This window comes from Streptomyces sp. TLI_185, from assembly GCF_003814765.1.
Classification (GTDB): Bacteria; Actinomycetota; Actinomycetes; order Streptomycetales; family Streptomycetaceae; genus Streptomyces.
Genome location: NZ_RKRB01000001.1, coordinates 9,461,169 through 9,483,572, shown reverse-complemented (window position 1 = coordinate 9,483,572; position 22,404 = coordinate 9,461,169). Strand labels below are relative to the sequence as shown.

Genomic DNA, 22,404 nt, shown 5'->3' with positions numbered 1-22,404 from the left:
CGATGGCTGTCGTGCGGAAGTGAGAAGGGGAGACGGTTCAGAGGCCGGCGCCACCGGCCGGGGAACGGAATCCGCGGACGGCGATGCCGCCGTCGGCGGGGATCACGGCGCCGGTGACGGTGCCGCTGTTGGCGCGGGAGGCGAGCAGGACGTACGGGCCGGTGAAGTCCTCCGGCTCGACGCTGGAGTCGTACAGCGGAATGAGCGGTTGCTGTTCCTGTCCGGACGCCTCGTTCTTGGCGAAGGAGGCTTCGAGCGTGCGGTTCTGCAGGCCCAGGCTCTGCGGGCCGCGCAGCTTGGTGCGCATGCCGCCGACGGCGACGCCGTTGACGCGGACGCGCGGCGCCAGCTCGTAGGCGAACTGCCGGAGCAGGCCGAGGCAGGCGTGCTTGCTGGCGGTGTACAGGGGGCCGCCACCGTCGGTGTGGAAGGAGGCGTTGGACAGGGTCATCACGATGCTGCCGCGCGTGGCGACGAGTTCCCGCCAGGCCGCCTCGACGGCGAGGACGTAGCCCTTGACGTTGATGCCGAAGATTTCGTCGAACGCCTCGGACAGCTCCTTGCCGTCGAGCTTGGTGACGCTGCGGTGGTAGTCCCAGATCCCGGCGTTGGGGACGAGGATGTCCAGCTTGCCGAACCTCTCGACGGTCGCGTCCACCGCCCGGTGCAGATCGTCCGGGGAGCGTACGTCGCCGGTGAGGGGCAGCACCCGGTCGGAGCGGTCGCCCGCCGCGGCGACGACCTCCTCCAACTGCGCGGCCCCACGGCCGAGGACGGCGACGCTCGCGCCTTCGGCGAGGTAGCGCAGGGCGACGGCGCGGCCGATGCCGGAGCCCCCGCCGGTGATCAGGGCGACTTCGCCCTCCAGCCAACCCATGATTCAGTGCTCCCCGAGGAAGTCGGTGACCAGGCGCTCGAACTCGGCCTGCCGCTCCAGCTGGACCCAGTGGCCGCAGCCGCCGAAGACGTGCAGCTGGACGTCGCGGATCTGCTTGAGCATGAGCTGGGCGCCGTCGAGGGTGATGGTGCGGTCGTCGCGGCCCCACAGCAGGAGGGTGGGCGCCTTGATCTTGTGAACGCGCTGCCACAGCGGGTCCATGCCGTGCCGCTTGGCGAAAGCGGCGTTGTAGGCGTGGTAGAAGGCGATGTGGGACTCGTCGAGGGACGCCTCGTAGCGGGCCTGCGCGGTGTCGGCCCAGCGCCCCGGCTCGGCGGTCATCACGCCGATGAAGTCCCGCATCTTCTTCAGGGTGGGGCCCTCGCCGTTGTAGTAGCGGAACATGGCCTTCTGGCCCTCGGTCGGGGTCGGTCCGAAGGGCAGCCAGCCCCCTCCCGGCGCCATCAGAACCAACTTCTCGACCCGGTCGGTCACTTCGAGTGCGGTGGCGATGGCCGCGGCCCCACCGAGGCTGTTGCCGAGCAGGTGGAAGCGGTCGATGCCGAGGGCGTCCAGGGTCTGCAGCAGGGCGTCGACGGTGATCTCGGTGATGCTGCGGGCGTCGAGGTCGGCCTCGGTGGGGCGGTAACTGCCGCCGAAGCCGGGCTGGTCGGGCAGGATCACGCGGAAGTGCTCGGTGAGTGCGGGGAGGTTGTGGCGGTAGTTGGCCACCGCGCTCGCGCCGGGGCCACCGCCGTGCAGCATCACCAGCACCGGGCCCTCGCCGGCCTCGCTGACCGCGACGGGGCCGAGCGTGGTCTGCACGGTGTGCTCGACGAGCTTCACCTCTGTGGTCTGTTCAGTGGTCACGAGCGGGCTCCGGTTCACAAGGGCTTACAGGAAGGTGCTGATGTTCTTGGCGAGAATGACGTTCTGGTCGATCAGGATGGTGCGGCGCGCGATCAGCAGCCGTCCGTCGTCCGGGTCGCGGCGCAGCTGGTCGGTGCGGCCACCGGCGTAGATGTCGACCTCACGTTCCAGGCGGTTGCGGTAGCAGAGGAAGGCGGACTCGGCGACGTACTCGCCGGGCTCGTCGGCCGGCCAGACCAGGATGTTGGTGATCAGATGCCGGGTCCGCGACGGCGGGTCCTCGGCCCAGGCCATGCCCGAGTCGAACCGGCGGATGCGCCAGGCCAGGCTCGCCTTGGTCTCGTCGAAGATGGCGACCTCGCCGGGCGAGCCGTCGGCCAGGGCCTGCTGGCGCCGCAGGCGGTTGGTGCGTACCGGCGCCCAGTAGTGCAGGTCGTCGGTGAACAGCTCCAGCCAGTCGGCGTAGCGGTGCTGGTCGAGCAGCTGTGCCTCGACGGCGTACAGGCGCTGTACCTCGAAGTGGAGCCGCATGTCCTCGTCGACGGCGGGTGCGGTCGTCCGGGGGGTCTCCGGGGGGTGGATGCTCATCGGGGGTCCTCCTGCGGGCCGCGCCGGGTGGTGCCATTCCAGCGCGGAGGGGGCGGTTCGGGGAGCGCATGTGCCACAAGGCGGCACGTGGCGGTTCAGCGCTTCAGCAGCGTGCGCAGATCCGCACTCTCGTCGGACAGGACGGCCGCGTCGACAGCGACACCGCGATCGATGATCCGCCGGGCGGCCATGATGTCGCGTGGTCGGTCGATGGCGGCCGCGGCCACCAGCCGGTCGCCCAGCAGCCCGAAGACGGTGAAGGCGCCGTCGCCCGGAGCCCCGCGCAGCACGGTGCGCTCGGCGTCTGCCATGGTGCCGACCGCCTCCAGCCGAGAGCCGTGCCGGTCGGACCAGAACCAGGAAGCGCCGAAGGACGGCAGGGGGCGGCCGAGGATGCCGTGGGCGGCGGCCTCGCCGTCGCGCTGGGCGGCCTCCCAGTGCTCATGACGGACCTTGTGCCCTTCGGGGCGGGCGACGTCGCCGACGGCGAGGACATTGGGGTGGGAGGTGCGCTGACCCGGGTGGACGACCACACCGTTGTCGACGTGCAGCCCCGCGGCCTCGGCGAGTTCCGTGGCCGGACGCATGCCGATGCCGACCACCACGGTGTCGGCGAGCACGGGTGCCCCGTAGCCGGCGAGATGCAGCAGGACTCCAAGGTTGCCTGGACGGCGCTCGATGCATTCGACGCCGGCGGTCAGGACGCCGATGCCTTCGGCGGAGTGCCTCCGATGCAGTGCGTTCGCGATGTCGTCCCCGACCGCTGCGGTCAGTGGCACCGGTAGCGGGTCGATGAGGGTGACGCGGCAGCCCAGGGCGTGGGCGACGGCCGCGGTCTCCGCGCCGATCAGCCCGGCACCGATCACCGCCACCCGGGCGCCGGGCAGCAGGCGCTCCCGCAGCCGTTCGGCGTCCTCCCAGGTGCGCAGCAGGTGTACGGCCGGGTCGTCGCCGCCCGGCACCGGCAGGGGGCGCGCGGTGCCGCCGGTGGCCAGCACGATCCGGTCGGCTGCGGCAAGCTCGCCGTCGGCCAGCTCCAGTCCGCCCTCGTGCGGGCGGATCGCCCGGACCGGGGCGCCGTCGCGGAGTTCGATGCCCTGCTCGTCGTACCACTGCTCGGGCCGCAGCAGGATGTTCTCGCGGCGGGACTTGCCGAGCAGGACGTCCTTGCTGAGTGGCGGGCGGTCGTAGGGCAGTCCGCGCTCGGCGGAGTACAGCACGAGCTCGCCGTCGTAGCCCTGGGCGCGCAGCGCGTCGCAGGTCGATACGGCGGCCAGGCCCGCGCCGACGACGGCGATGCGCCGTGGCGCGCTCATGCGTCGGCCTCCTCGCCGGGGTGCAGCCAGACCTCATCCTCGCGCACCTCGACCCGGTGGGTGCGCTGGGCGAGGGTGGCGGGCATGCACTGCGGTTCGCCGGACTTGAGGCAGAAGCGGGCGCTGTGCAGCGGGCACTCGACCTCGCCGTCCTCGATCCAGCCGTCGGCGAGCGATGCCTGACCGTGGGTGCAGGTGTCGTCGAGGGCGTAGTAGGCGCCGCCCTCGTGGAAGACGGCGATGGCGTCGGTGTGGCCGGTGGTCCCGGCGGGCACCTTCAGCGCCTCGCCCTCCTCGATGTCGCCGACGGCGGCGACCCGGATGCCGGTGCCGGTGGTGCTCATGGGGTGTCCTCGGGGTTCTTCTCGGTGTTCTTCTCGGTGTTCTTCTCGGCGTTCTTCTCGTGCCAGGCGGGCGTGTCCATCAGGTCGCGCCAGCGGGCGTAGAAGCCGCGGGCGGCGCCGTCGCTGTACAGGCGGCCGGTGGTGCCGGGGTGGACGCCGTCCTCGGACTGAAGCCCCAGTCCCATCTGGTAGTTGAGCGTCATGGAGCCGGCCACGAAGCCGTGCGCGGTGGCCTGGCACTCGCTCCAGTTCTCGCCGTCGTCCTGCTCGAAGATGCCGCTCGGCCCGAACGTGCGCAGGTTGTAGATGCGTTGGGCGTTCTTGACCTCGTCCGGCATGGACTTGTCGACGATGGTCCAGGCCCAGACCTCCATCTTGTCCGGGCCCTTGGGGTGCCACACACGGATGGAGCCGTTGACCGGCAGGTAGGAGAAGTTCGGGAAGACGGTGCCGTGCCCGGTGGTCATCGGTCCCTCGACCCGGGCGTCACCGAGCCGTTCGCGCAGCGCCTCGTAGTCGGTCCACTCGTGTACGACACGGTCGTCGAAACGGCTCTTGGGGTGGGTCGGAAAGCCGTGCCCGTGCCCCAGCGAGTCGGTGTACTGCCGGCCCGGCGTCTGCACGATGTCCGTCTTGGGGCCCTTGCCGGTGGGTGACATGACCATCAGCGCGGAGGCGTGCGAGATGTTGACGTGGTACCAGTCGGAGGCGAACTGCTCGGCGGCGAGCTTCCAGTTGCCCTCCAGCACCCACTTGTGCACCCCGCCGACGGCCTCGGTGCCCTCCGGGTCGTGGTCGAGCATCGCGTCCAGGTACCAGGCCAGTCCGCCGAGCGCCTCCACCAGGGGCGGGGCCTCGGGGTTCCAGGTCGCGAAGACGAGTCCCTTGTACGTGTCGAGTTGCGCGACCTCGATCAGTCCCCACTGGTCCTGCTCGAAGTGGGCGGGGTAGTCCCCTCCGTTGGGGACGTTGATCAGCTTCCCGGAGGTGTCGTAGGACCAGCCGTGGTAGCTGCACGTGAACGCCTTCGTCGCCCCCGCGTCGGCGCGGCACACCCGCATGCCGCGGTGGCGGCAGGCGTTGAGGAAGGCACGCAGTTTCCGGTCCTTGCCCATGGTGACGATGACCGGGTCCTCGCCCATGTAGGTGGTGAAGAAGTCACCGGGCTTCGTGAACTGGCTCTCGTGCGCGAGGAACAGCCAGCTGGGCGCGAAAACGCGGCGCAGCTCCTGCCGGTAGACGGCCTGGTCGCTGAAGATCGTGCGGTCGACCAGACCGTGGTCGAGGTCGAAGTAAGGGCTGACGTCGACGGCCGGCTCGGGTACGCGAGCCAGGCGGTCCGCCGACCGGGCGGGCGTGGTTGTCATCGCTGGGCCTCCTCGGGCCGGATCGGGCGCGCGCTGCGCCGCCATCGTGGGCTGGTGGTGCGGCGTGCGTTCATGTGCACACCCGAAGGGTCGGAGCGCTCCGGTTCACGCGGTGGCATGGCGGCTCCTCCGCATCCTTGGTGGTGGTTCATCGGACGGTCACGGCCGGTTCGGGCAGGCGGCCGGTGCCGGACCGCACGGCGAGCCGAGAGCCCGGTGTCAGGGGGACGCCGGCGTGCACAGACCCGGTGAAGCAGCAGCTCGCCCGGATGGAGAGCGCTGCCGTGCGCGTGGAGCGTCCGGGCCGGCCAGGCCACGGCCCGAAGCGGATCGCCGAGGACTTCGGCCCCCAGGCCAAGCGTGACGCGCTCCCCGTCGGCGCACAGCCCGACGCACTCGTCCCGGAGCACCGTGAGCAGGTCGTCCGTGGCGTCGACGGAACGGCCGACGGCGACGCGCGCCGAGGAGGCGTTGTCGTCGACGGTGTCGGCCTGGGAGACGCGCCAGTCGGTGATGCGGCTGTCGATGATCTCCATGGTCGGCGCCACCTGGGAGACGGCCGCCCGGACCTCCGCGTCCGTCACGCGGGGTCCGGACAGCCGCCGGCCGAGGACCAGACCGACCTCTGCCTCGGCTCGCGGGGTGATGAGCTCCCGCGTGTCGATGGTGCCGCCGTCCGGGATCACCATCGACTGGAACAGGGTCCCGAAGCTCGCTTCGGGCAGGCCGAGTTGCTCGCGCATCGGCAAGGACGTGAGGCCCACCTTGCGTCCGGCGAGGTGCTCACCCGCCGCGAGACGGATCCGTACGTTGGCCTCCTGCGCGGCGTAGGCGCCGGCCAGGTCCAGGTCCTCGTACTCCTCGGTGAGTGGTGCGACGGGAATCCTCCCCCAGCCTTCGGCCGGGAGGTGCCCCCCGGCCTCGGCACGCCGCAGCAACGCCGCCGACTCCTCGACGAGCTGTGCGTCGGGGGAAGCCGGGGCGGCGAGGACGACGGTCGTGGCCACTGTGGCGTGTCGCTGCATGGCCACAGCAGACGCTGCTCCCGGCCGCCGTGCCCAGCCACCGTGCCGAGATACGGCACGGGGTGACGATCGGATCCGTCACGCAGGGGCAAGCGGGGTCCCCGGTGTTTTACAACGACGAAACGATCTATTAAGCTGGACGTGCGTCCATTTTAATGGCCACCCTGGATCCCCATCGGAGCCCGCCATGCCACTCCCTTCCTCGCCTTCCGCGCAGCCCTCAGCCACGGCGACCGGCGAGCCCGACCAGCAGACCGCTGTCGACAAGGCGCTCTTCCTCCTGAAGTCCCTCGCCGAACTGGACGGGGAAATCGGCGTGAGCGAGCTGGCCCGGCGGACACGGCTGACCAAGTCGACCACCTTCCGACTTCTGGGCATCCTCCACCGCAACGACCTAGTGGAACGTGTCGGCAGCAACTACCGGCTGGGATCCCAGCTCTTCGACATCGGCGTACGGGTCTACGGCCCCAATCCCCCGCTCCTGCAGGAATGCCTGATGCCGCATCTGGCGGACCTGTACGAGATGACCCACGAGACCGTGCACCTGGCCGTACTGCACGACACCGACATCGTGTACGTCAACAAGATCCAGGGCCACCGAGCGACCCGCTCCCCCTCCCGGATCGGCGCCCGCCTGCCCGCCTACTGCACCGGCGTCGGCAAGGCCCTCCTTGCCTTCGACCACGACGCCATCGAGGCCGCGATCGCCGGCGGACTCGCGGCACGCACTGAGTACACCTGCACCGATCCCGACGGTTTCCGGTCCGAGCTGCGCCGCATCCGCCGGGACGGCGTCGCCTACGACCGCCAGGAAGCTGTTCCCGGCCTCACCTGCGTCGCCGTACCGATCATGGGTTCGGCCGGGCGACCCGTGGCCGCCTTCTCCGTCGCGAGCGCCGACCGCCGCTTCGAGCCCGCCCGGTTCGCGCCGGCTCTGCGACGGGTGGCCTACGAGGCGGCACGCGCGGTCAACGCGGCCACAGCAAGCCGGCAGGCGGCCCCCTCGCGGCTCGACAATCTATCTGCGGCTTGACCCTGGCACGAGAGCCCACAGGCCACCCACCTGGACGGCGACCCCGGTGTGCGGCACCGAGGTCGCCTCACGGACGGGCCGGGCCCAGCGGAGTGGCCTGATCCCGTCCAAGTTCACCGCTGTCCTTGCCAGGAGTGGTCAGCGGTGATGTCGCCCCCGACGTCCACCGGCGGCTGACGCCAGCATTCCGGGTCGGCGCCTACCGCGGCGAGAACACGTGCCGGAAGACGGCACAGCGCATCCTGATCAGCGCCGGACGCCGCCCCGCCCCGTTACCGGTAACGGCCCGTCAGGGCTGGGAGCGCGTGCGGGACGGCTAGGGCTCAGTAAGTCGAACTCACGCACGGAGCACGACGTCTAAGGGCGATCAGGCAGTCATCCCGCAGAGGGGAGCGGTCAGCCTGATCCGGCGTCTCCGACTGCGCGCAGCCCATGAAGGAACAGGTCGAGGAACCGGTCACGGACTGCGTGCGTGTTCATGCCGCGGAGGCGGGCGATGTGCGTGCTGAAGCCGCCGATCGACGCCGCGAAGGTCTCCGCGGCCACGGAGCGGTCGATGTCGCTGCGGAGTTCGCCGCGCACCTGGGCGTCGCGGAGGACGTCCTCGATGACGGCCAGCGGCTGGTCGATGCAGTCGCGCTGGAACGTCGCGTAGAGCTCGGGGTGGTCGGGGAATTCGAAGCTGCAGCGAGCTCCGATCAGCCAGCGGGGGCTGTCGAGATGCTCGGCCATGGCGTCGTAGAGAAGCCGTATGTCCTCTTCGAGGCTGCCCGTACACGGCGGGTCGAGCCGCACGGACAAGGTGGCCAGGCCGGCCAGGATGAGATCGTCGCGCTCGGGCCAGCGCGAGTAGAGGGTTCGTTTGGCGACCTTGGCACGCGCGGCGATGGAGTTGATACGGAAGCCTGCGATGCCGACCTCGGCGAGTTCGTCCACGACCGCCTGGATTATGCGCTCATCCGCACCCGGGTCGCGAGGCCGTCCGGGCTTCGCCGCCGCCGGTGACGTGCTTGCCATGCATGTCCCTTCCAGGTCTGCTCGCGGTCCAGTTTCTCAGGTGGCCCAGATCGAAAGCCAGTGCCGGGCTTCGCCCGTGTCCCTTTTCACTACCGAAACGGTTTCGTATTCATGCTTCCTCGGGATAGATTTTCCTCGCACGGAACGGTTCCGTTCGAGGGAGTCGCTGATGTTGACGGAGGCCGAGCGCAAGACGTCAGCAGCCTCGGAGGGGCCGGACCGCGCGAGGCCGCGTAGCCGGATAACGCCCGAGCGCGAGGCAGAGATATGCGAGGTCGTGCTCGATGTGCTGCGGGAATCCGGTTACGAGGCCCTGACCATGGACGCCGTGGCCACCCGGGCCCAGTGCAGCAAGGCCACCCTTTACCGCCAGTGGACGGGCAAGCCGGAGCTGGTCGCTATGGCGCTACGCCATCAAAAGCCCGCCACCCTTTCCCGTGTCGACACCGGATCCCTGCGAGGTGACTTCCGGGCGATGGTGGCGCAACTGGACGACCGGCAGATGATGAAGAACGCCTCGCTCATGCGCGGCCTCGTCCAGACCGTGCACACCCATCCCGATCTGTTCCAAGCGCTGCGTGACCTGCTCGTACACCCGGAGCTGACGGGACTCGACAAAGCGCTCGCCCGGGCGGTCGAGCGGGGTGAGATCAGCGCGGCCTCGCCGACCCTGACCTACGTGCCACACATGCTCCTCGGTGCCCTGATCGCCCGTCAGTTGATCGAGGATAAGTCGGCCGATCGAGCCTTCGTGAGCCATTACCTCGACGCCGTTGTCCTCCCCGCCCTCGGCGCCTGAGCAATGCTCAGGACTTGTGGATCAGCCCCGGGAGGGACGCGGAGGGCGTACCTTCCCGAATGATCCTGTGATGGTCACCGAGTAGGCCCGCGTTCGCGGCGCGGGTCGGGGAAGGCACGCCCGTGCTCAGCGTAGTGAACGCCGACGGATCCACCGATCTGGCTCCCTGATCGACGAGATTGTCCGCGAGGGCGCCCGACGGATGCTCGCCGCCGCGCTGGAGGCCGAAGTCAACCAGTACATAGCCGAGTTGGCCGCCGAGACGGACGCGGCCGGGCGCCGCTTGGTGGTCCGCAACGGCCGGCCTATAACTGCCCGGTCAAGCGCACCAAGCGCACGACAAGATCGTGACCATGGGGCAGGCTACTGGCATGAGATCTCGAACCGGTGGCATGTGGTGGGGAACCACGATCGAGGCGCCGGACCCCAGCGGCCTGGCGAAGTTCTACGCCGAGCTCCTTGGCTGGCACATCGGACACGAGGAGCCTGGAACAGCCATTGTCGCAGCCTCCCCGCAAGGACCGTTCTTCGTGTTCCAGCAGGCGGAGGGCTATCGGGCTCCGGTCTGGCCTCCGGTTGCCGGGGAACAGCGCCCGATGATGCACTTCGACTTCCAAGTCGGCGACCTGGACTCCGCCGTCGCCGAGGCGGTCGCCTTGGGCGCCACCGTGGCGGAGTTCCAGCCGCAGGAGAACGTCCGGGTGATGCTCGACCCTGCCGGGCACCCCTTCTGCCTGTGCTTCGACGAGGCATGACCGGCGGGACTTGACCCGGCTCACAACCGGAAGACCGGGACTGGGAACTCCGGGGAGTCACACATCACGCAATCCACAACTCTTGATGCGATGAAGGGGCGAAGTCCCGTCCCCGCCCGCCGTGGGTGCCTGGGTAGGTGCCAGTCACCCACGGCGTGACGGCGAAGGAGGCCCAGGTGAGCGAGTACGACGGGCACCAGTACGTCGGCATCGACCTGCACCGCAGGCGGTCCGTGATCGTGCGTCAGACCGATGACGGTGTCCAACTGAGCGCAGTACGCATCCTCAACGATCCGGTGGCGCTCGGTCTGCAGATCGAGCAGGCCGGGCGCGATCCCGATGTGGTCCTGGAGGCCACCTACGGCTGGTACTGGGCGGCTGATGTCCTGCAAGCTGCCGGCGCACGCGTCCACCTGGCACACCCGCTGGGGGTGAAGGGCTTCGCCTACCGGCGGGTGAAGAACGACATCCGCGACGCCGCGGACCTGGCGGACCTGCTGCGCATGGGGCGGCTGCCGGAAGCCTGGATCGCGTCACCGCAGGTCCGTGAGCTGCGGGAGCTGGTGCGCTACCGGGCCAAGCTGGTCGCGCTGCGTTCCGGGCTGAAGGCCCAGGTGCACGCCGTGCTGGCCAAGGCCGGCGTACTGATCCCGGCTTCCGACCTGTTCGGCATCGATGGCCGAGCTCAGCTGGAGCAGACCGCGCTGGCCGGCCCGTATGCCCAGCGCGTCGCGTTGTTACTGAAGCTGATCGACGAACTCGACGCCGAGGAAGCCCTCTTCAACGGCCGAATCGCGGAACGGCTTCGCGACCACGCCGGCTACCGCGCCATCCAGCAGCTGCCCGGCATCGGCACCACTCTGGCGGCGGTGTTGGTCGCGGAGATCGGTGATGTGCACCGGTTCGCTTCTGCCGACCGGCTGTGTTCCTGGGCGGGGCTGACCCCGCGGCATTACGAGTCCGACACCGTCGTCCGCCGCGGTCATGTCACCAAACAGGGCAGCAAGTTGGTGCGCTGGGCCGTGGTGGAGGCGATCCAACGCAAGACCACCCCGAAGATCACTGAGGACCGGGCCCGGATCGAGGCCCGCCGCGGCAGGAACATCGCCAAGATCGCCGCGGCACGCAAGCTGCTCACACTGGTCTACTACGGGCTGCGCGACGGACAGATCCGCGCCCTGGCCCGCCAGGCCGCGTGAGCACCTCGGACGCGGCAGGCGCGTGGTCGGGCAATTGTCTGACCCCCTGCACGGCGCGGTCGCGGTTTTGATTGACCCCGCCGCGCGTCGCATCGCTCCATGCGGCCCCGCGCCGCGAAGGAATGACCGGCAGCCGAGCACGGCCCTGCCGTCACCCCATCAAGGGCTGGAGAACAACGCCCCCCACAACCGCATGTCCGACGAGCAGTTCCATCCCACCCCGCTGTCACCATCCCACCGACGGCGAGCCGGTCAACGCTGCCCAGAACCCCCGGCCATCCACGGAAATACCCCGCTTGACACACTCCGCCCCTTCAGGAATGACAATTGCTCTCGGCGCCTGAACCGCCGCACAACGGCGTACAGCACAACAAGCGTCGTGCAGCGCCACAGCGCCCCTCTCGCCCCACCTGACGTGCGCCACTCTCGTACGGTGGGCGCTTCTGGCCGTCGTCGCCGTAATGCACTATCGCGATGCGGCCGATACCGGTTCGTATTCGGGACACCGCCGGCACAGTCGACTGAAGCGAGTCTGAGCCTGTCGGCGGTCAGGCATGCCGAGTGCGACAGCAATCTGCTCCAACGTCTGCCCATGAGCACGGGCCTGATCAATGAGCCCGGGTGGCTGCGACGTGGAGCATCGGCCCGGATGACTCGCGATCTCCCTCCACCTGGCGTTGTGCCAGGCGGCGGGCCGCCTGGATCGCGACATCGTCACTGCCCGGATCGTATCGGCGCGCGCCCGCCCGCTCTGTAGGTGTTTGCACTCCTCAGGCTTGGCGCCGCGCCGCCAACATCGGATCGTCCCCCACCGACAGGCAGGCGCCCTCGACACTCAGCCGAGACCTCTTCGCCCCGAGGCCGTTCCGTGCGACGCCGGTGCTGCTCCGCGAGCAGCTGCTGCCGCATCTCGCGGACCTGTACGAGCTGACGCACGAGACCGTGCACCTGGCGGTCCTGCGTGGCACCGACATCGTGTACGTCAACAAGATCCAGGGCCACCGGGCGACCCGCTCCCCCTCCCGGATCGGCGCCCGCCTGCCCGCCTACTGCACCGGCGTCGGCAAGGCCCTGCTCGCCTTCGACCCGACGCGGCCGAGGCTGCCCTCGGCCGGCCTCCCGGCCCGCACCCAGTACACCCTCGCCGACCCGCGACGGTTCCGGGAGGAGCTGCGGCGCATCCGCCAGGACGGCATCGCTTACGACCGGCAGGAAGCCGCCCCCGGTCTGACCTGCGTCGCAGTGCCGATCATGGGTGCCTCCGGACGTCCGGTGGCGGCGCTCTCGGTCGCCGGCGCCCACCACCGCTTCGAGCCGTCCCGATACGCCCCGGCCCTGCGCCGCGTGGCCTTCGAGGCGGCACGCGCCCTCACCGCGGCGAAGGGACGCCAAGCGGCAGCGCCGCACGACGTGAGCAGGCCGTCGGCGGCCTGAGCGGACCGTCGGCGCCCCCGGCATGCGCGGCGCCGAGGTCACCGGGCAGGCGGATCGGACACGGCGACCCGGCCGATCCGCCTGCCATGCCGTCGCGGATTATCCGGCCCCACCCCTTTTGTGGATGGATCCCGGTCTCCGACATGCCCACCCCTGGTCTGGACGCGGAGAACGGTGGCCGGCCAGGCGTGCGCGCAAGAGCACCACGGTTTATGCCCGGACACTCACGCCTGGCGGCCCCGGACCGCCCTGACGAGCGGCCAACGCCAGATTCCGCCCTGTCCCGGGGGTGGGCCAATCGATTGTGCCGAGATGCGGCACACCAGGGGCGGCGAAGCTCAGCGTCTTTCGTTCCCGTGGGTCCGCGCCAGGTTCGTACCGCCGGTGCCGGGCTGGACGCGCGGCACGCTCACCACGATGTGCACCAGGCTCTCGTCCGCCAGGGACTCGTACACGTGGGGCCGGTCGCCCGGATAGCGCGCGAAATCCCCCTCGTCGAGCTCCAGCGGGCTGTCGACAGGCCCCACGCGTACCTTGCCGCTGATGACGTAGAGGTGCTCCAGCGTGCCCACCGGGTGCGGTTCGGACGGCATGTCCGCACCGTCGCTGTGCCGGCCGATGCGCACCACGTAGTTCTCGATGACACCTGAGCCGTAGATGTGGTCGAGCGACCGTGACTCGTACCTTCCGTGCTGCTCCCAGACGACCTCGTCGCCCCGCTGCACGTTGATGACCTGTTCCCGCTCGGCGACCAGCCGGGTCACCGGCACGCCGAGGGCCGTGGCGATGGAGAACAGGGTGTCAACCGTGGGGTTGCCCGTGCCCTGTTCCAGATTCGACAGCGTCTGTTTGGCCAGCCCCGCCCGGCGGGCCAGCTCGGCCAGGGACAGGCCGCGCTGCTCCCTGAGAAGGCGCACATTGCGCGCGACTACGGCGTTTCCTTGTGACACACGGCCACTCTACGAGCTGCGGTCGGCGTCCTCCGCGCCGCCCGCCATTCGGAGATGGGCCAGCAGCGCCGCTCCGACGGCCTGTGGCTCTTCCACGGCGAGATGACCTGTATCGACCGTCACCAGCTTCGCCCCGGAAATCCCCTCGGCTAGTTCCCTGGCATGTGGCAGGGGTGTGGCGGTGTCCTGGGAGCCATTGAGCACGAGCGTGGGGGCGGTGATCCTTCTCAGGTCGCGCCGAACGTCGTAGGCGGCAAGGGCGTCGCAGCAGGCGGCGTAGCCGATCGGGTCTGCGGTGGCGAGGTCCTGCAGGAAGGTCTTCCCGAGGGAGGTCGAGGCTGTGCCGGGATCGGCGAACCAGCGGCCGGGCATGGCCTCGAGCAGCGCGCCGGTTCCCTCGCGTCGTACGAGAGCGGCGCGTTCCTGCCAGAACTGCGGCGGGCCGAAGTACGCCGAGGAACAGACCAGCGCCAGCGAGGCGATGTGGTCCGGGTGATGCAGTGCGAGGTGCACCCCCACACCGCCGCAGAGCGAGATGCCGGCGTAGTGGAACCGGTCCCGGCCCTGGTGGGCGACGAGGTCCAGGACCATGTGGGCAAGGTCGCCGACTGTCGTACGGCCGGGCTTGTGATCCCGGACGAGATCGCTCGGCGAGCCGCCGTGCCCTGGAAGGTCGTAGCACAGCACGCGGTGGCTCTCGGCAAGCACCGCCACATGGGGGTCCCATACGGTCGTCGACGTGCCGAGGGAGGGTCCCAGGACGAGCAGCGGCGCGTCGATGGGACCGAGCACCCGGTGATGTAGCAGAGGGCGGCGTTTCACTGCGGCTCCTGTGGAGGTTCTCAGCGTTCGAGGAGGAGGGCGAGGCCCTGGCCTACGCCGATGCAGAGGGTTGCGATGCCGGTGCCACTGCCCCGGCGGGCGAGTTGGTGAGCGACCGTGCCGGCGAGGCGGGCGCCAGAGGCGCCGAGGGGGTGGCCGAGGGCGATGGCGCCGCCCTGGGGGTTGAGGACCGCCGGGTCGAACTCGGGCCATTCGGCGAGGCAGCCGAGGACCTGGGCGGCGTAGGCTTCGTTGAGTTCCAGGACGTCGAGGTCGGCGAGGGTCTTGCCGGCCTTGGTCAGGGCGCGGTTGACGGCCTCGACTGGGGCAAGTCCGAAGTAGTGCGGGTCAATTGCCGATGTGCCGCTGGCGCTCACGCGGGCGAGCGGCTCGCGACCGGTGGCTTTCAGGCCCTCCTCGTCGACCAGCAGTAGGGCTGCCGCGCCGTCATTGAGGGGTGAGGCGTTGCCCGCGGTGATCGTGCCTCCCCCAGCCTCCGGCCGGGGGGACCCCCATCTCGCTTCGCTCGCGGCGCGGAAGGACGGCTTGAGCTTGGCCATCGCCTCCAGCGAGGCGCCCGGCCGGACGCCCTCGTCGCGGTCGAAGGAGACCGGGTCGCCCTTGCGTTGCGGGATGGTGACGGGGACGATCTCGGCGTCGAACAGGCCCTGTCGCTGAGCTGCGGCGGCCTTGCGGTGGCTGTGCAGGGCGAACTCGTCCTGCTGCTCGCGGCTGATCTTGTGCTTGTCGGCGATGAGCTCGGCGGACTCGCCCAGAGGGATGGTCCACTGCGGGTCCATCCTCGGGTTGACCATGCGCCAGCCGAGGGTGGTGGAGTACAGCTTGGCGTGCCCGGCCGGGAAGGGCCGGTCGGACTTGGGCAGCACGTAGGGCGCGCGGGTCATGGACTCCACCCCGCCCACCACGATGACGCTCGCGTCTCCGAGCGCGATCGCCCGGTAGCCCTGGATGACGGCTTCGAGGCCGGAGGCGCACAGCCGGTTGACGGTCACCCCCGGCACGGAGGTGGGCAGTCCGGCGAGCAGGGCGGCCATGCGGGCGACATTGCGGTTCTCCTCGCCGGCGCCGTTGGCGTTGCCGAAATACACGTCGCCTATGACGGCCGGGTCCAACTCGGGGGTTTGGCCCAGGAGTTGTCGGATGACGTGGGCGGCCAGGTCGTCGGGGCGGACGGCGGCGAGGGCGCCGTTGTAGCGGCCGATCGGGGTGCGCACCGCGTCCACGATGTAGACGGTCTTCATGTCAGGCGAGGCCCTCCGGGACGATCAGCTTGGCATCGGTCCGGGCGGTGATCTCCTCGGCGGAGATGCGCGGCGCGGTTTCGACGAGGACCAGTCCGTCGTCGGTGACGTCGAGGACGCCGAGGTCGGTGATGATCCGGTTCACGCACGCCCTGCCGGTGAGCGGCAGGGCGCATTCGGTGAGGATCTTCGGGCTGCCGTCCTTGGCGGTGTGGGTCATCACCACGATCACTTGTCGGGCGCCGTGGACCAGGTCCATCGCCCCGCCGATCCCGGTCACCAGCTTTCCCGGGATGGCCCAGTTGGCCAGGTCACCGCGCTCGGAGACCTGCATCGCGCCCAGCACGGCGACGTCGATGTGCCCGCCGCGGATCATGGCGAAGGAGAGCGCCGAGTCGAAGAAGGAGGCGCCGGGCAGGACGGTGACCGTCTCCTTGCCGGCGTTGATCAGATCCGGGTCGACCTGGTCCTCGGTGGGGTAGGGGCCGGTGCCCAGGATGCCGTTCTCCGACTCCAGCACCACCTCCACGTCATCGGGCAGGTAGTTGGGGATCAGTGTGGGCAGTCCGATGCCGAGGTTGACGTACTGCCCGTCCTTCAGGTCGCGGGCGGCGCGAGCGGCCATCTGTTCGCGAGTCCAGGCCATCTAGGGGCTCACCGTCCGCTGCTCGATCTTCTTGTCCGCCGCCTGCTGAGGGGTGAGCGCGACGATGCGCTGCACGAAGATGCCCGGCAGATGCACTGCATCGGGGTCGATCGCGCCGGGTTCGACCAGTTCCTCCACCTCGGCGATGGTGATGCGCCCGGCCATCGCCGCCAGCGGGTTGAAGTTGCGGGAGGACTTGTTGAACACCAGGTTTCCGTGCCGGTCTCCGCGGGCCGCGCGCACCAGGGCGTAGTCGGTGCGGATGCCGCGCTCCAGGACGTACTCCACGCCGTCGAACTCCCGCACCTCCTTCGGCGGCGAGGCCAGCGCGACGCCGCCGGAACCGTCGTAGCGCCAGGGCAGCCCACCCCCGGCGACCTGCGTGCCCACCCCGGCCGGGGTGTAGAAGGCGGGGATCCCGGCGCCCCCGGCACGCAGCCGCTCGGCCAGCGTGCCCTGGGGGATCAGTTCCACCTCCAGCTCCCCGGCCAGGTACTGGCGGGCGAACTCCTTGTTGGCGCCGATGTAGGAGCCGGTCACCCGGGCGATCCGGCCCGCGGCCAGCAGGACCGCGAGACCGGATTCCAGGGCGCCGCAGTTGTTCGACACCACGCTCAGCCCGCCGACCCCGCGCTCGTACAACGCCTGGATGAGCACGTTCGGCACACCGCTGAGCCCGAACCCGCCCACCGCCAGCGAGGCACCCTCCGGTAGGTCGGCCACCGCCTCGTGGGCGGTGGCCACCGTCTTGTCCATCAGGCCACTTCCACGCCGGCCGCGAGGTCGGACGGGTGCTGGGCCAACGGGATGACCTCGACGCTCATGTAGGGGAAGAGCGGCAGGTTCCACAGGATCCGGTGCAGCGTCTCGTTGTCGGCGACGTCGAAGACGCTGATGTTGGCGTACTGGCCGACGCACCGCCAGATGTGCAGCCACTCACCGGTCTTCTGCAGTTCCTGGCAGTAGGCCTTCTCCCGGGCCACCAGGTCCGCGCGTACCTCGGGGTCGAGGTCCCGCGGAATATCCACGCTCATGCGCACCGCGAACAGCATCGCGTTTCCTCCGGTCCTTCACCGTTCCGGCGCGAGCTCGAGGTCGTAGTGGACCTCGTGCCGATTGCCGTCCGCCGCCGGGCCGGGGTCAAGGACCAGCTCGGGCTTGACGGCGGAGGCGATGTCATCGGTGACGTGCTCGCCGCCGCGGAAGTACAGCTGGGTGGTGAGCGTCTGGTGGTCGGGGGCGCTGACCTTCAGGTGGAGGTGGGCGGGGCGCCACGCGTGCCACCCGGCAGCGGCGATCAGCTTGCCGCAGGAGCCGTCCGTCGGGATCTGGTACGGGGCCGGCTCGACGGTGCGGATACGGAAGGAGCCCTTCTCGTCGGCGGTGACCCGTCCGCGCAGGTTCCATTCCGGTAGGCCCGGCGCGAACTGCGCGTACAGGCCGTCGGCGTCGGCCTGCCAGATGTCGACCAGGGCGCCCGGCAGCGGGGTGCCGTCGGCGCTGCGCACCTGGCCCTGGAAGACGAGGGGGGTACCGCTCTCGCCCTCACGCATGGGCAGGGTGGCGTCCGCGGACAGGGCCGGGGCGCCCGGCACGTAGTACGGCCCTTCGATGGTGCCCTTGCTGCCGGGGCGGGCCTCGTTGTTGACCTCCTCGACCACGTGCTCCACCCACACGTCGAGGAAGAGCGGCCACTCGCCGTCGAGGCCGACCTGGATCAGCCAGGCCTTGAGGGCGTCGTACTCGGCGTAGGTGACCTTGTGACGGCGGATCACGTCGTGTACCGCGGCCAGGACTTCCGAGGCGAGCGTGCTGACCCGCTCCTTGCTGCTGGCGGCCTCGCTGCGCTCTTTGGCCTGGAAACGCTCGGTCGCCGAGGCTCCCGAGGCAGCGGCGGTGGCCTTCTGTTCCGTGCTCTGCTGTGTGGTGACATCAGTCATGTCCGGCTCTCCTTCGAGCTGGTCGTCGAGTCAGATGTATGGGCGGTTCAAATGTCCTGGCGGTAGTGCTTCAGCTTGTTGTCGTCGATATCGATGCCGAGGCCGGCGGCCGCGCGTACGCGGACCGTGCCGTTCTCGATCCGCAGCGGCTCGGCGAGCAGGTCGTCGGTCATGTCCAGGAAGTTGGACAGTTCCGCGGGGCGCCGCGCGGTGGTCTGGTAGGCGGCTCCGAACGCGGCGCTGCACAGGGAGCCGATCTGGCCGTCGATCTGGTTGCCCATCACCACGTCGACGCCCAGGCCCTCGCACTGGTGGACGATGCGCTGGGACTGGGTGAAGCCCGTGCGTGCCGTCTTCACGCTCACCCCGTGCGCCGCTCCGGCGAGGAGTTCGCGGGTGACCTCGGCGGGCCGGGTGGCGCTCTCGTCGGCGTACAGCGGGATGCTGCTGTGCTCGGCGAGCCAGCGCCGGGCGAGGACGTCGTCGGCCGGGCACAGCTCCTCGGCGAAGGTGAGGCCCACGTCCTCCAGCTCGCGCAGGGCGCGGGCCGATTCGGCCGCGGTCCAGCCCCGGTTGCCGTCGATGTAGAGCTCCACGTCCTCGCCGAGGGCTTCCCGCAGGGCGCGGGTGGCCTCGACGTCGTCCCGGTAGGGGCGGCGCCCGACCTTCACCTTGAAGGCGGTGATGCCGTACTCGGCGCGCAGCTTCTCGGCCTCGGCCACCATCTCGGCCGCCGGGGCGAAGCCGACCATGTGGGCGACCCGCATCCGGTCGGTGAACCCGCCGAGGAGCTCGGTCACCGACACGCCCAGCGACTGGCCTATGACGTCCCACAGCGCCATGTCGAGGGCGGCCTTGGCGGTGGGATTGCCGACCGTCCTGGCCAGCCGAGACCAGATCGCCTCGCGGCGCAGCGCGGACTCGCCCAGGATTTGCGGAGCGAAGACGGTGTCGATCACGGCGATGATCGACGCCTGGGTCTCGCCGTAGGTGAAGGGGCGGGGTGGCGCCTCCGCCGTGCCGGTGATCCCGTCCTCGGTGTGGACGCGGACGAGTACGTGCTCGGCCGTGCCCACCTCTCCGCTCGCGAAGCGCAGCGCCTTGCGGTAGGGGATGGCGAACGGGATCGTCTCGATCCTGGTGATCTTCACGTCTGGTCCTTATCGGCGGATGAGCGGACTGCGCACGACGTGAGTGCCGGCAGCGCGGTCGGCCGCGTCGAAGAAGTCCTCCCTGTAGATGTCACGTGGGAAGAGGCGCGCCTTCATCAGAGACTTCAGCGTGTCGGCGACCATTGCCGGACTGCCGCAGACGTAGGCCACGTGGCCGGAGGCGCGGGGATAGTCCTCGGCCAGCAGGGCGGGGACTCGCCCGCTGCGGCCCTGCCAGCTGTCGCGGGAGAGGGCGGGGCGGTAGGTGAACCAGTCGTGCTCCGCCTGAAGCGTCTCGAACCACTCCGCGTCGTAGAGGTCCTCCTGGGCGGCGACGCCGTGGTAGAGCACGACCTCGCGCTCGGTGCCGGTCTCGAGCAGGTGCCGGAGCATCGACACCATCGGAGCGAGACCGGTGCCACCGGCCAGCAGCAGAACGGGTTCATCGCGCAGCGGCCGGAAGGAGAACTGGCCGTACGGACCGGAGAGTGTGACCCGCTCCCCCGCACTCAGAGTCTGGAAGATCCAGCCGTCGGTACACACCCCGCCCTCGGAACGCTTGATGTGCAGTTCGATACGGCCGCCGTCGGCGGGGCTGCTGGCGATGGAGTACGGCCGCTGCTCGCCGCCGGGCACGTCCAGCAGGACGTACTGTCCCGGGTTGAACGCCAGCGGCTCGTCCAGCGTGATGACGACCCGCCGCACGTCCGGGGCGATGTCCTCGACGACGGTCACCTGGCCCGCCCGGTCCCGCACCGGGTGGATGTCCACGCCCTCCTCGACGTCCACCTCGCCCTCCACGACGAGATCGCCGCGGGGGCAGGCCACGCACAGCAGTGCGCAGCCCTCCTCACGTTCGCTCTCCAACAGCGCGTACGGGGAGGCGTCACCAAGGTCGGCGTCGCCCTCGAGGATCTGTGCCTTGCAGGTGCCGCAGGTGCCGTGGGTGCACGCGTGCGGCAGCCAGATGCCCTCGCGCAGAGCGGCGTCCAGCACCGTCTGGTCCTCACGGCACTCGATCTCCGCGCCGAGCGGCTCGATGCGGACGGTGTGAGTGGTCACTGCGGTTCTCCCTTGCCGGACCCGCGGGTGCGGGGCTTCTCGGGCAGCGCCTGCACCCGCGGGTGGATTGCGGTGGCCGCTCAGGCCGCGAAGCTGAGCAGAGCCTTGTGTCCGATGCCGAGGTCGGCCAGCGACTTGTCCTGCCCGCCGGTGAGCGGTTCGTCGAACAGCCGCCAGTCGGTGACTGACGCGGGGTCGAAGTCGGGGTCGGACGCGGCCCAGCCGTGCACCATCGAATCGACGAATTCCGCGAACGGCATGTTCTTCGGTACGCGGAAGCAGGCGGCCGAGCAGAACAGCGGGTTGCCACGCCAGTGCACGTAGACCAGCTGATCGTCGCCGAACACCTCGGCGCGGTCGGCCGACGGGAACTCGTAGTCGTAGAGCGCCTTGACCGTCATCTCACACCGCCTTGCCGTCGCCGTCGCTGTGCCATGCGGCCCAGGCGAGCTGGTCGGGGGAACCCGTGTACTCGCCGTTGTCGCCCTCCTGGATGCCGTACCAGGCGAGGACGTCGGGGACGGTTGGGCCACCGCAGTTGCCCTGGTAGATCTGGTGGACCGGGAGCCAGGCCTGGACGTACTTCTCCGGCTCCCGTTCGAAGATCCACTGACAGCCGTCGCTGCAGGTGTGGAAGGTCTCGTCGCGGAAGGTGCTGCGCCGGAAGGAGATCTGGGCCGAATTTCCGGGCTCGGTGAAGGCCATCGGAACTTGGCAGACCTGGCACAGCTGCGGCAGTCCTTGGAAGAACACCCGGCCGCCGTCGGCCTCGATCTTCCGGTGCTTCTCCCAGACCGGCCGGTAGACCTGGTCGAAGGAGTCCGGGTACTGCTCCGCCAGCCACGCCATGTGGGCCTCGTCGGGCGTCTTGGTGGTGAAGGCGGCGGCGAACGAGAAGTTGTGCAGGATCTTGTAGACCTGGTGCGAGAGGTGGTCCTTCTCGGCGATCGCGTCGTTCACGTGCCGGGGCGGCTGGATACCGTAGTACTCGAGGTCGGGGAAGAGCCCGCCGAGCATCTGCTCCTCGAAGTACAACTCGAATGCCTCACGCCAGCTCATCACCGGCTTGGGCAGCATGTAGTCCATCATCCCCGCGACCAGCGCGGACATCCGGTACGCCCGCCAGAACCACTTGTCGATCCAGTCCTGGATGATCGGCACGTTGCCCTCGTCCTGCTCCAGCAGGAACTTGATGGCCTCCAGGCCCAGGGTCATGTGCCGGCTCTCGTCGGACTGGGCGGAGAAGCCGAACGACATGGTCGGCATGTCGCCGTTGAAGCTGGCGCCGCTCATGAACGGCACGAACAGGAGGTTCGTCAGCAGGTACTCGAAGCTGAACGAGATGGAGATGAGGAACTCGAACGGCCCGGCGGTCATCGCGTCGTCGAAGAGGGACTTGGGCACCGACAGGTACCAGACCCGGTCGTGCATCTTCGACCAGCTGTGGAAGCCGCCGTAGTACTTGTTGTAGTTGCTGATGGTGTGGATCTGCGTCTGGCAGTGGCGCAGTTCGTCCACGCTCTGGCACAGCGCCGCGAATCGTGGGGCGGGTCCCTCGAGGTGGCGGGCCAGGTAGGCGAAGTGGCGGTGCGCGGCGTACTCCAGGGGCGTGACGCCCTGGATGAACAGCTTGATGGCGTTCAGATAGCTGGCGTCCGACAGCGACAGGTGACCCTGGCTCTGGGCGAAGCCGTCCAGCACGGCGTACAGCCGCTTGTCCTTCTCCGCCTGGTACTTGTAGTAGGCGTCCACGGTCAGCCGGAAGGGGTCCTGCCAGCCGTCCCAGTCGTGGATCTTGATGCCCTCGTAGCGGGTGTGCGGAAAGAGTTGCTCACGGTCGACGTATCCCGGCTCCCAGTCCAGGTCGCGGGTGAGCAGCGCGTAGCGCTCCTTGAGCGGCAGCTTGCGGGCCGGCTTCGAGGCGGCTTTCTTCGTGGGCACGCTCAT

Annotated in this window: 24 protein-coding genes and 1 pseudogene; 6 read left to right on the top strand and 19 right to left on the bottom strand. The window is 69.6% G+C overall.

What is annotated here, in order from left to right; all coding sequences use genetic code 11:
• Positions 1-37: 37 nt before the first annotated feature.
• From hcaB to EDD92_RS43575, 7 genes are all read right to left on the bottom strand, one after another.
• Positions 38-877 (bottom strand): 3-(cis-5,6-dihydroxycyclohexa-1,3-dien-1-yl)propanoate dehydrogenase, encoded by an 840-nt coding sequence (gene hcaB / locus EDD92_RS43605; protein WP_185124320.1) that lies wholly within the window; start codon positions 875-877, stop codon positions 38-40.
• Between the two features lie 3 nt (positions 878-880).
• On the bottom strand, positions 881-1,747 hold the full coding sequence (locus tag EDD92_RS43600; RefSeq protein WP_123969376.1) for an alpha/beta fold hydrolase: 867 nt from the start codon (positions 1,745-1,747) through the stop codon (positions 881-883).
• A gap of 24 nt (positions 1,748-1,771) precedes the next feature.
• The gene (locus tag EDD92_RS43595) at positions 1,772-2,335 is read right to left on the bottom strand and encodes a 3-phenylpropionate/cinnamic acid dioxygenase subunit beta (protein ID WP_123969375.1); all 564 of its coding nucleotides are present in this window, start codon (positions 2,333-2,335) and stop codon (positions 1,772-1,774) included.
• A gap of 95 nt (positions 2,336-2,430) precedes the next feature.
• Entirely contained in the window at positions 2,431-3,651 is a 1,221-nt protein-coding gene (locus EDD92_RS43590; RefSeq protein ID WP_123969374.1) for an NAD(P)/FAD-dependent oxidoreductase, read from the bottom strand.
• Positions 3,648-3,995: a bifunctional 3-phenylpropionate/cinnamic acid dioxygenase ferredoxin subunit gene (locus EDD92_RS43585; RefSeq protein ID WP_099923667.1), complete on the bottom strand. Its 348-nt coding sequence runs from the start codon at positions 3,993-3,995 to the stop codon at positions 3,648-3,650. The genes EDD92_RS43590 and EDD92_RS43585 overlap by 4 nt, the downstream gene beginning before the upstream one ends.
• Entirely contained in the window at positions 3,992-5,362 is a 1,371-nt protein-coding gene (locus EDD92_RS43580) for an aromatic ring-hydroxylating dioxygenase subunit alpha (RefSeq protein ID WP_123969373.1), read from the bottom strand. Before EDD92_RS43580 ends, EDD92_RS43585 begins: the two co-directional genes overlap by 4 nt.
• Positions 5,359-6,387, bottom strand: a complete 1,029-nt coding sequence (locus EDD92_RS43575; protein ID WP_123969372.1) for a 2-keto-4-pentenoate hydratase — start codon at positions 6,385-6,387, stop codon at positions 5,359-5,361. The genes EDD92_RS43580 and EDD92_RS43575 overlap by 4 nt, the downstream gene beginning before the upstream one ends.
• 187 nt (positions 6,388-6,574) lie before the next feature.
• Between EDD92_RS43575 and EDD92_RS43570 the strand changes: the two genes are divergently transcribed.
• Positions 6,575-7,420, top strand: coding sequence for an IclR family transcriptional regulator (locus EDD92_RS43570; protein ID WP_123969371.1), 846 nt, complete (start codon positions 6,575-6,577; stop codon positions 7,418-7,420).
• 396 nt (positions 7,421-7,816) lie between these two features.
• On the opposite strand, the gene EDD92_RS43565 is transcribed toward EDD92_RS43570, so the two are convergent.
• Entirely contained in the window at positions 7,817-8,437 is a 621-nt protein-coding gene (locus EDD92_RS43565) for a TetR/AcrR family transcriptional regulator (protein WP_095855700.1), read from the bottom strand.
• A gap of 169 nt (positions 8,438-8,606) precedes the next feature.
• On the opposite strand from EDD92_RS43565, the gene EDD92_RS43560 reads away from it, so the two are divergent.
• From EDD92_RS43560 to EDD92_RS43535, 5 genes and pseudogenes are all read left to right on the top strand, one after another.
• Positions 8,607-9,236 (top strand): TetR/AcrR family transcriptional regulator, encoded by a 630-nt coding sequence (locus EDD92_RS43560; protein ID WP_123969370.1) that lies wholly within the window; start codon positions 8,607-8,609, stop codon positions 9,234-9,236.
• 148 nt (positions 9,237-9,384) lie between these two features.
• Positions 9,385-9,537: pseudogene (locus EDD92_RS51715) on the top strand (IS256 family transposase); the annotation flags it as partial.
• 70 nt (positions 9,538-9,607) lie between these two features.
• Positions 9,608-9,991 carry a VOC family protein gene (locus tag EDD92_RS43550; protein WP_311736801.1) on the top strand — a complete coding sequence of 128 codons (384 nt, stop codon included), beginning with the start codon at positions 9,608-9,610 and terminating at the stop codon, positions 9,989-9,991.
• Positions 9,992-10,128: 137 nt separating this feature from the next.
• On the top strand, positions 10,129-11,190 hold the full coding sequence (locus EDD92_RS43545) for an IS110 family transposase (RefSeq protein ID WP_221268201.1): 1,062 nt from the start codon (positions 10,129-10,131) through the stop codon (positions 11,188-11,190).
• Positions 11,191-12,069: 879 nt separating this feature from the next.
• Positions 12,070-12,624 carry an IclR family transcriptional regulator gene (locus tag EDD92_RS43535; RefSeq protein WP_260327168.1) on the top strand — a complete coding sequence of 185 codons (555 nt, stop codon included), beginning with the start codon at positions 12,070-12,072 and terminating at the stop codon, positions 12,622-12,624.
• A gap of 338 nt (positions 12,625-12,962) precedes the next feature.
• Here EDD92_RS43535 and EDD92_RS43530 read toward each other — a convergent pair whose 3' ends face one another.
• The 11 genes from EDD92_RS43530 to EDD92_RS43480 all read right to left on the bottom strand — a co-directional run bounded on the left by EDD92_RS43530 (position 12,963) and on the right by EDD92_RS43480 (position 22,404).
• Positions 12,963-13,574, bottom strand: a complete 612-nt coding sequence (locus tag EDD92_RS43530; RefSeq protein ID WP_123969368.1) for a helix-turn-helix domain-containing protein — start codon at positions 13,572-13,574, stop codon at positions 12,963-12,965.
• Positions 13,575-13,583: 9 nt separating this feature from the next.
• Positions 13,584-14,396, bottom strand: coding sequence for an alpha/beta fold hydrolase (locus EDD92_RS43525; RefSeq protein ID WP_260327167.1), 813 nt, complete (start codon positions 14,394-14,396; stop codon positions 13,584-13,586).
• A 20-nt stretch (positions 14,397-14,416) separates the two neighbouring features.
• Entirely contained in the window at positions 14,417-15,658 is a 1,242-nt protein-coding gene (locus tag EDD92_RS43520; RefSeq protein ID WP_123969367.1) for a thiolase family protein, read from the bottom strand.
• Position 15,659: 1 nt separating this feature from the next.
• Entirely contained in the window at positions 15,660-16,304 is a 645-nt protein-coding gene (locus tag EDD92_RS43515; protein ID WP_099933255.1) for a CoA transferase subunit B, read from the bottom strand.
• Complete coding sequence (locus EDD92_RS43510; protein ID WP_185124319.1) at positions 16,305-17,060, bottom strand: CoA transferase subunit A; 756 nt, start codon at positions 17,058-17,060, stop codon at positions 16,305-16,307.
• Positions 17,060-17,356 (bottom strand): muconolactone Delta-isomerase, encoded by a 297-nt coding sequence (gene catC, locus EDD92_RS43505; protein ID WP_123969366.1) that lies wholly within the window; start codon positions 17,354-17,356, stop codon positions 17,060-17,062. The genes EDD92_RS43510 and catC overlap by 1 nt, the downstream gene beginning before the upstream one ends.
• An 18-nt stretch (positions 17,357-17,374) precedes the next feature.
• The gene (catA, locus tag EDD92_RS43500; RefSeq protein WP_123969365.1) at positions 17,375-18,244 is read right to left on the bottom strand and encodes a catechol 1,2-dioxygenase; all 870 of its coding nucleotides are present in this window, start codon (positions 18,242-18,244) and stop codon (positions 17,375-17,377) included.
• Between the two features lie 47 nt (positions 18,245-18,291).
• Entirely contained in the window at positions 18,292-19,395 is a 1,104-nt protein-coding gene (locus EDD92_RS43495) for a mandelate racemase/muconate lactonizing enzyme family protein (RefSeq protein ID WP_123969364.1), read from the bottom strand.
• A 9-nt stretch (positions 19,396-19,404) separates the two neighbouring features.
• Entirely contained in the window at positions 19,405-20,457 is a 1,053-nt protein-coding gene (locus tag EDD92_RS43490; RefSeq protein ID WP_123969363.1) for an NADH:ubiquinone reductase (Na(+)-transporting) subunit F, read from the bottom strand.
• A gap of 80 nt (positions 20,458-20,537) precedes the next feature.
• Positions 20,538-20,858 carry a phenol hydroxylase subunit P4 gene (locus tag EDD92_RS43485; protein ID WP_123969362.1) on the bottom strand — a complete coding sequence of 107 codons (321 nt, stop codon included), beginning with the start codon at positions 20,856-20,858 and terminating at the stop codon, positions 20,538-20,540.
• Between the two features lies 1 nt (position 20,859).
• A complete protein-coding gene (locus EDD92_RS43480) occupies positions 20,860-22,404 on the bottom strand; it encodes a YHS domain-containing protein (protein WP_123969361.1) in 1,545 nt (514 codons plus the stop codon).

Coding starts and splice junctions, on each gene's coding strand:
- EDD92_RS43580 (WP_123969373.1), bottom strand. CDS start 5,362: ATGACAACCACGCCCGCCCGGTCGGCGGACCGCCTGGCTCGCGTACCC.
- EDD92_RS43510 (WP_185124319.1), bottom strand. CDS start 17,060: ATGGACAAGACGGTGGCCACCGCCCACGAGGCGGTGGCCGACCTACCG.
- EDD92_RS43585 (WP_099923667.1), bottom strand. CDS start 3,995: ATGAGCACCACCGGCACCGGCATCCGGGTCGCCGCCGTCGGCGACATC.
- hcaB (WP_185124320.1), bottom strand. CDS start 877: ATGGGTTGGCTGGAGGGCGAAGTCGCCCTGATCACCGGCGGGGGCTCC.
- catA (WP_123969365.1), bottom strand. CDS start 18,244: ATGACTGATGTCACCACACAGCAGAGCACGGAACAGAAGGCCACCGCC.
- catC (WP_123969366.1), bottom strand. CDS start 17,356: ATGCTGTTCGCGGTGCGCATGAGCGTGGATATTCCGCGGGACCTCGAC.
- EDD92_RS43550 (WP_311736801.1), top strand. CDS start 9,608: ATGAGATCTCGAACCGGTGGCATGTGGTGGGGAACCACGATCGAGGCG.
- EDD92_RS43590 (WP_123969374.1), bottom strand. CDS start 3,651: ATGAGCGCGCCACGGCGCATCGCCGTCGTCGGCGCGGGCCTGGCCGCC.
- EDD92_RS43575 (WP_123969372.1), bottom strand. CDS start 6,387: ATGCAGCGACACGCCACAGTGGCCACGACCGTCGTCCTCGCCGCCCCG.
- EDD92_RS43570 (WP_123969371.1), top strand. CDS start 6,575: ATGCCACTCCCTTCCTCGCCTTCCGCGCAGCCCTCAGCCACGGCGACC.
- EDD92_RS43485 (WP_123969362.1), bottom strand. CDS start 20,858: ATGACGGTCAAGGCGCTCTACGACTACGAGTTCCCGTCGGCCGACCGC.
- EDD92_RS43595 (WP_123969375.1), bottom strand. CDS start 2,335: ATGAGCATCCACCCCCCGGAGACCCCCCGGACGACCGCACCCGCCGTC.
- EDD92_RS43565 (WP_095855700.1), bottom strand. CDS start 8,437: ATGGCAAGCACGTCACCGGCGGCGGCGAAGCCCGGACGGCCTCGCGAC.
- EDD92_RS43560 (WP_123969370.1), top strand. CDS start 8,607: ATGTTGACGGAGGCCGAGCGCAAGACGTCAGCAGCCTCGGAGGGGCCG.
- EDD92_RS43520 (WP_123969367.1), bottom strand. CDS start 15,658: ATGAAGACCGTCTACATCGTGGACGCGGTGCGCACCCCGATCGGCCGC.
- EDD92_RS43480 (WP_123969361.1), bottom strand. CDS start 22,404: ATGAGCGTGCCCACGAAGAAAGCCGCCTCGAAGCCGGCCCGCAAGCTG.
- EDD92_RS43515 (WP_099933255.1), bottom strand. CDS start 16,304: ATGGCCTGGACTCGCGAACAGATGGCCGCTCGCGCCGCCCGCGACCTG.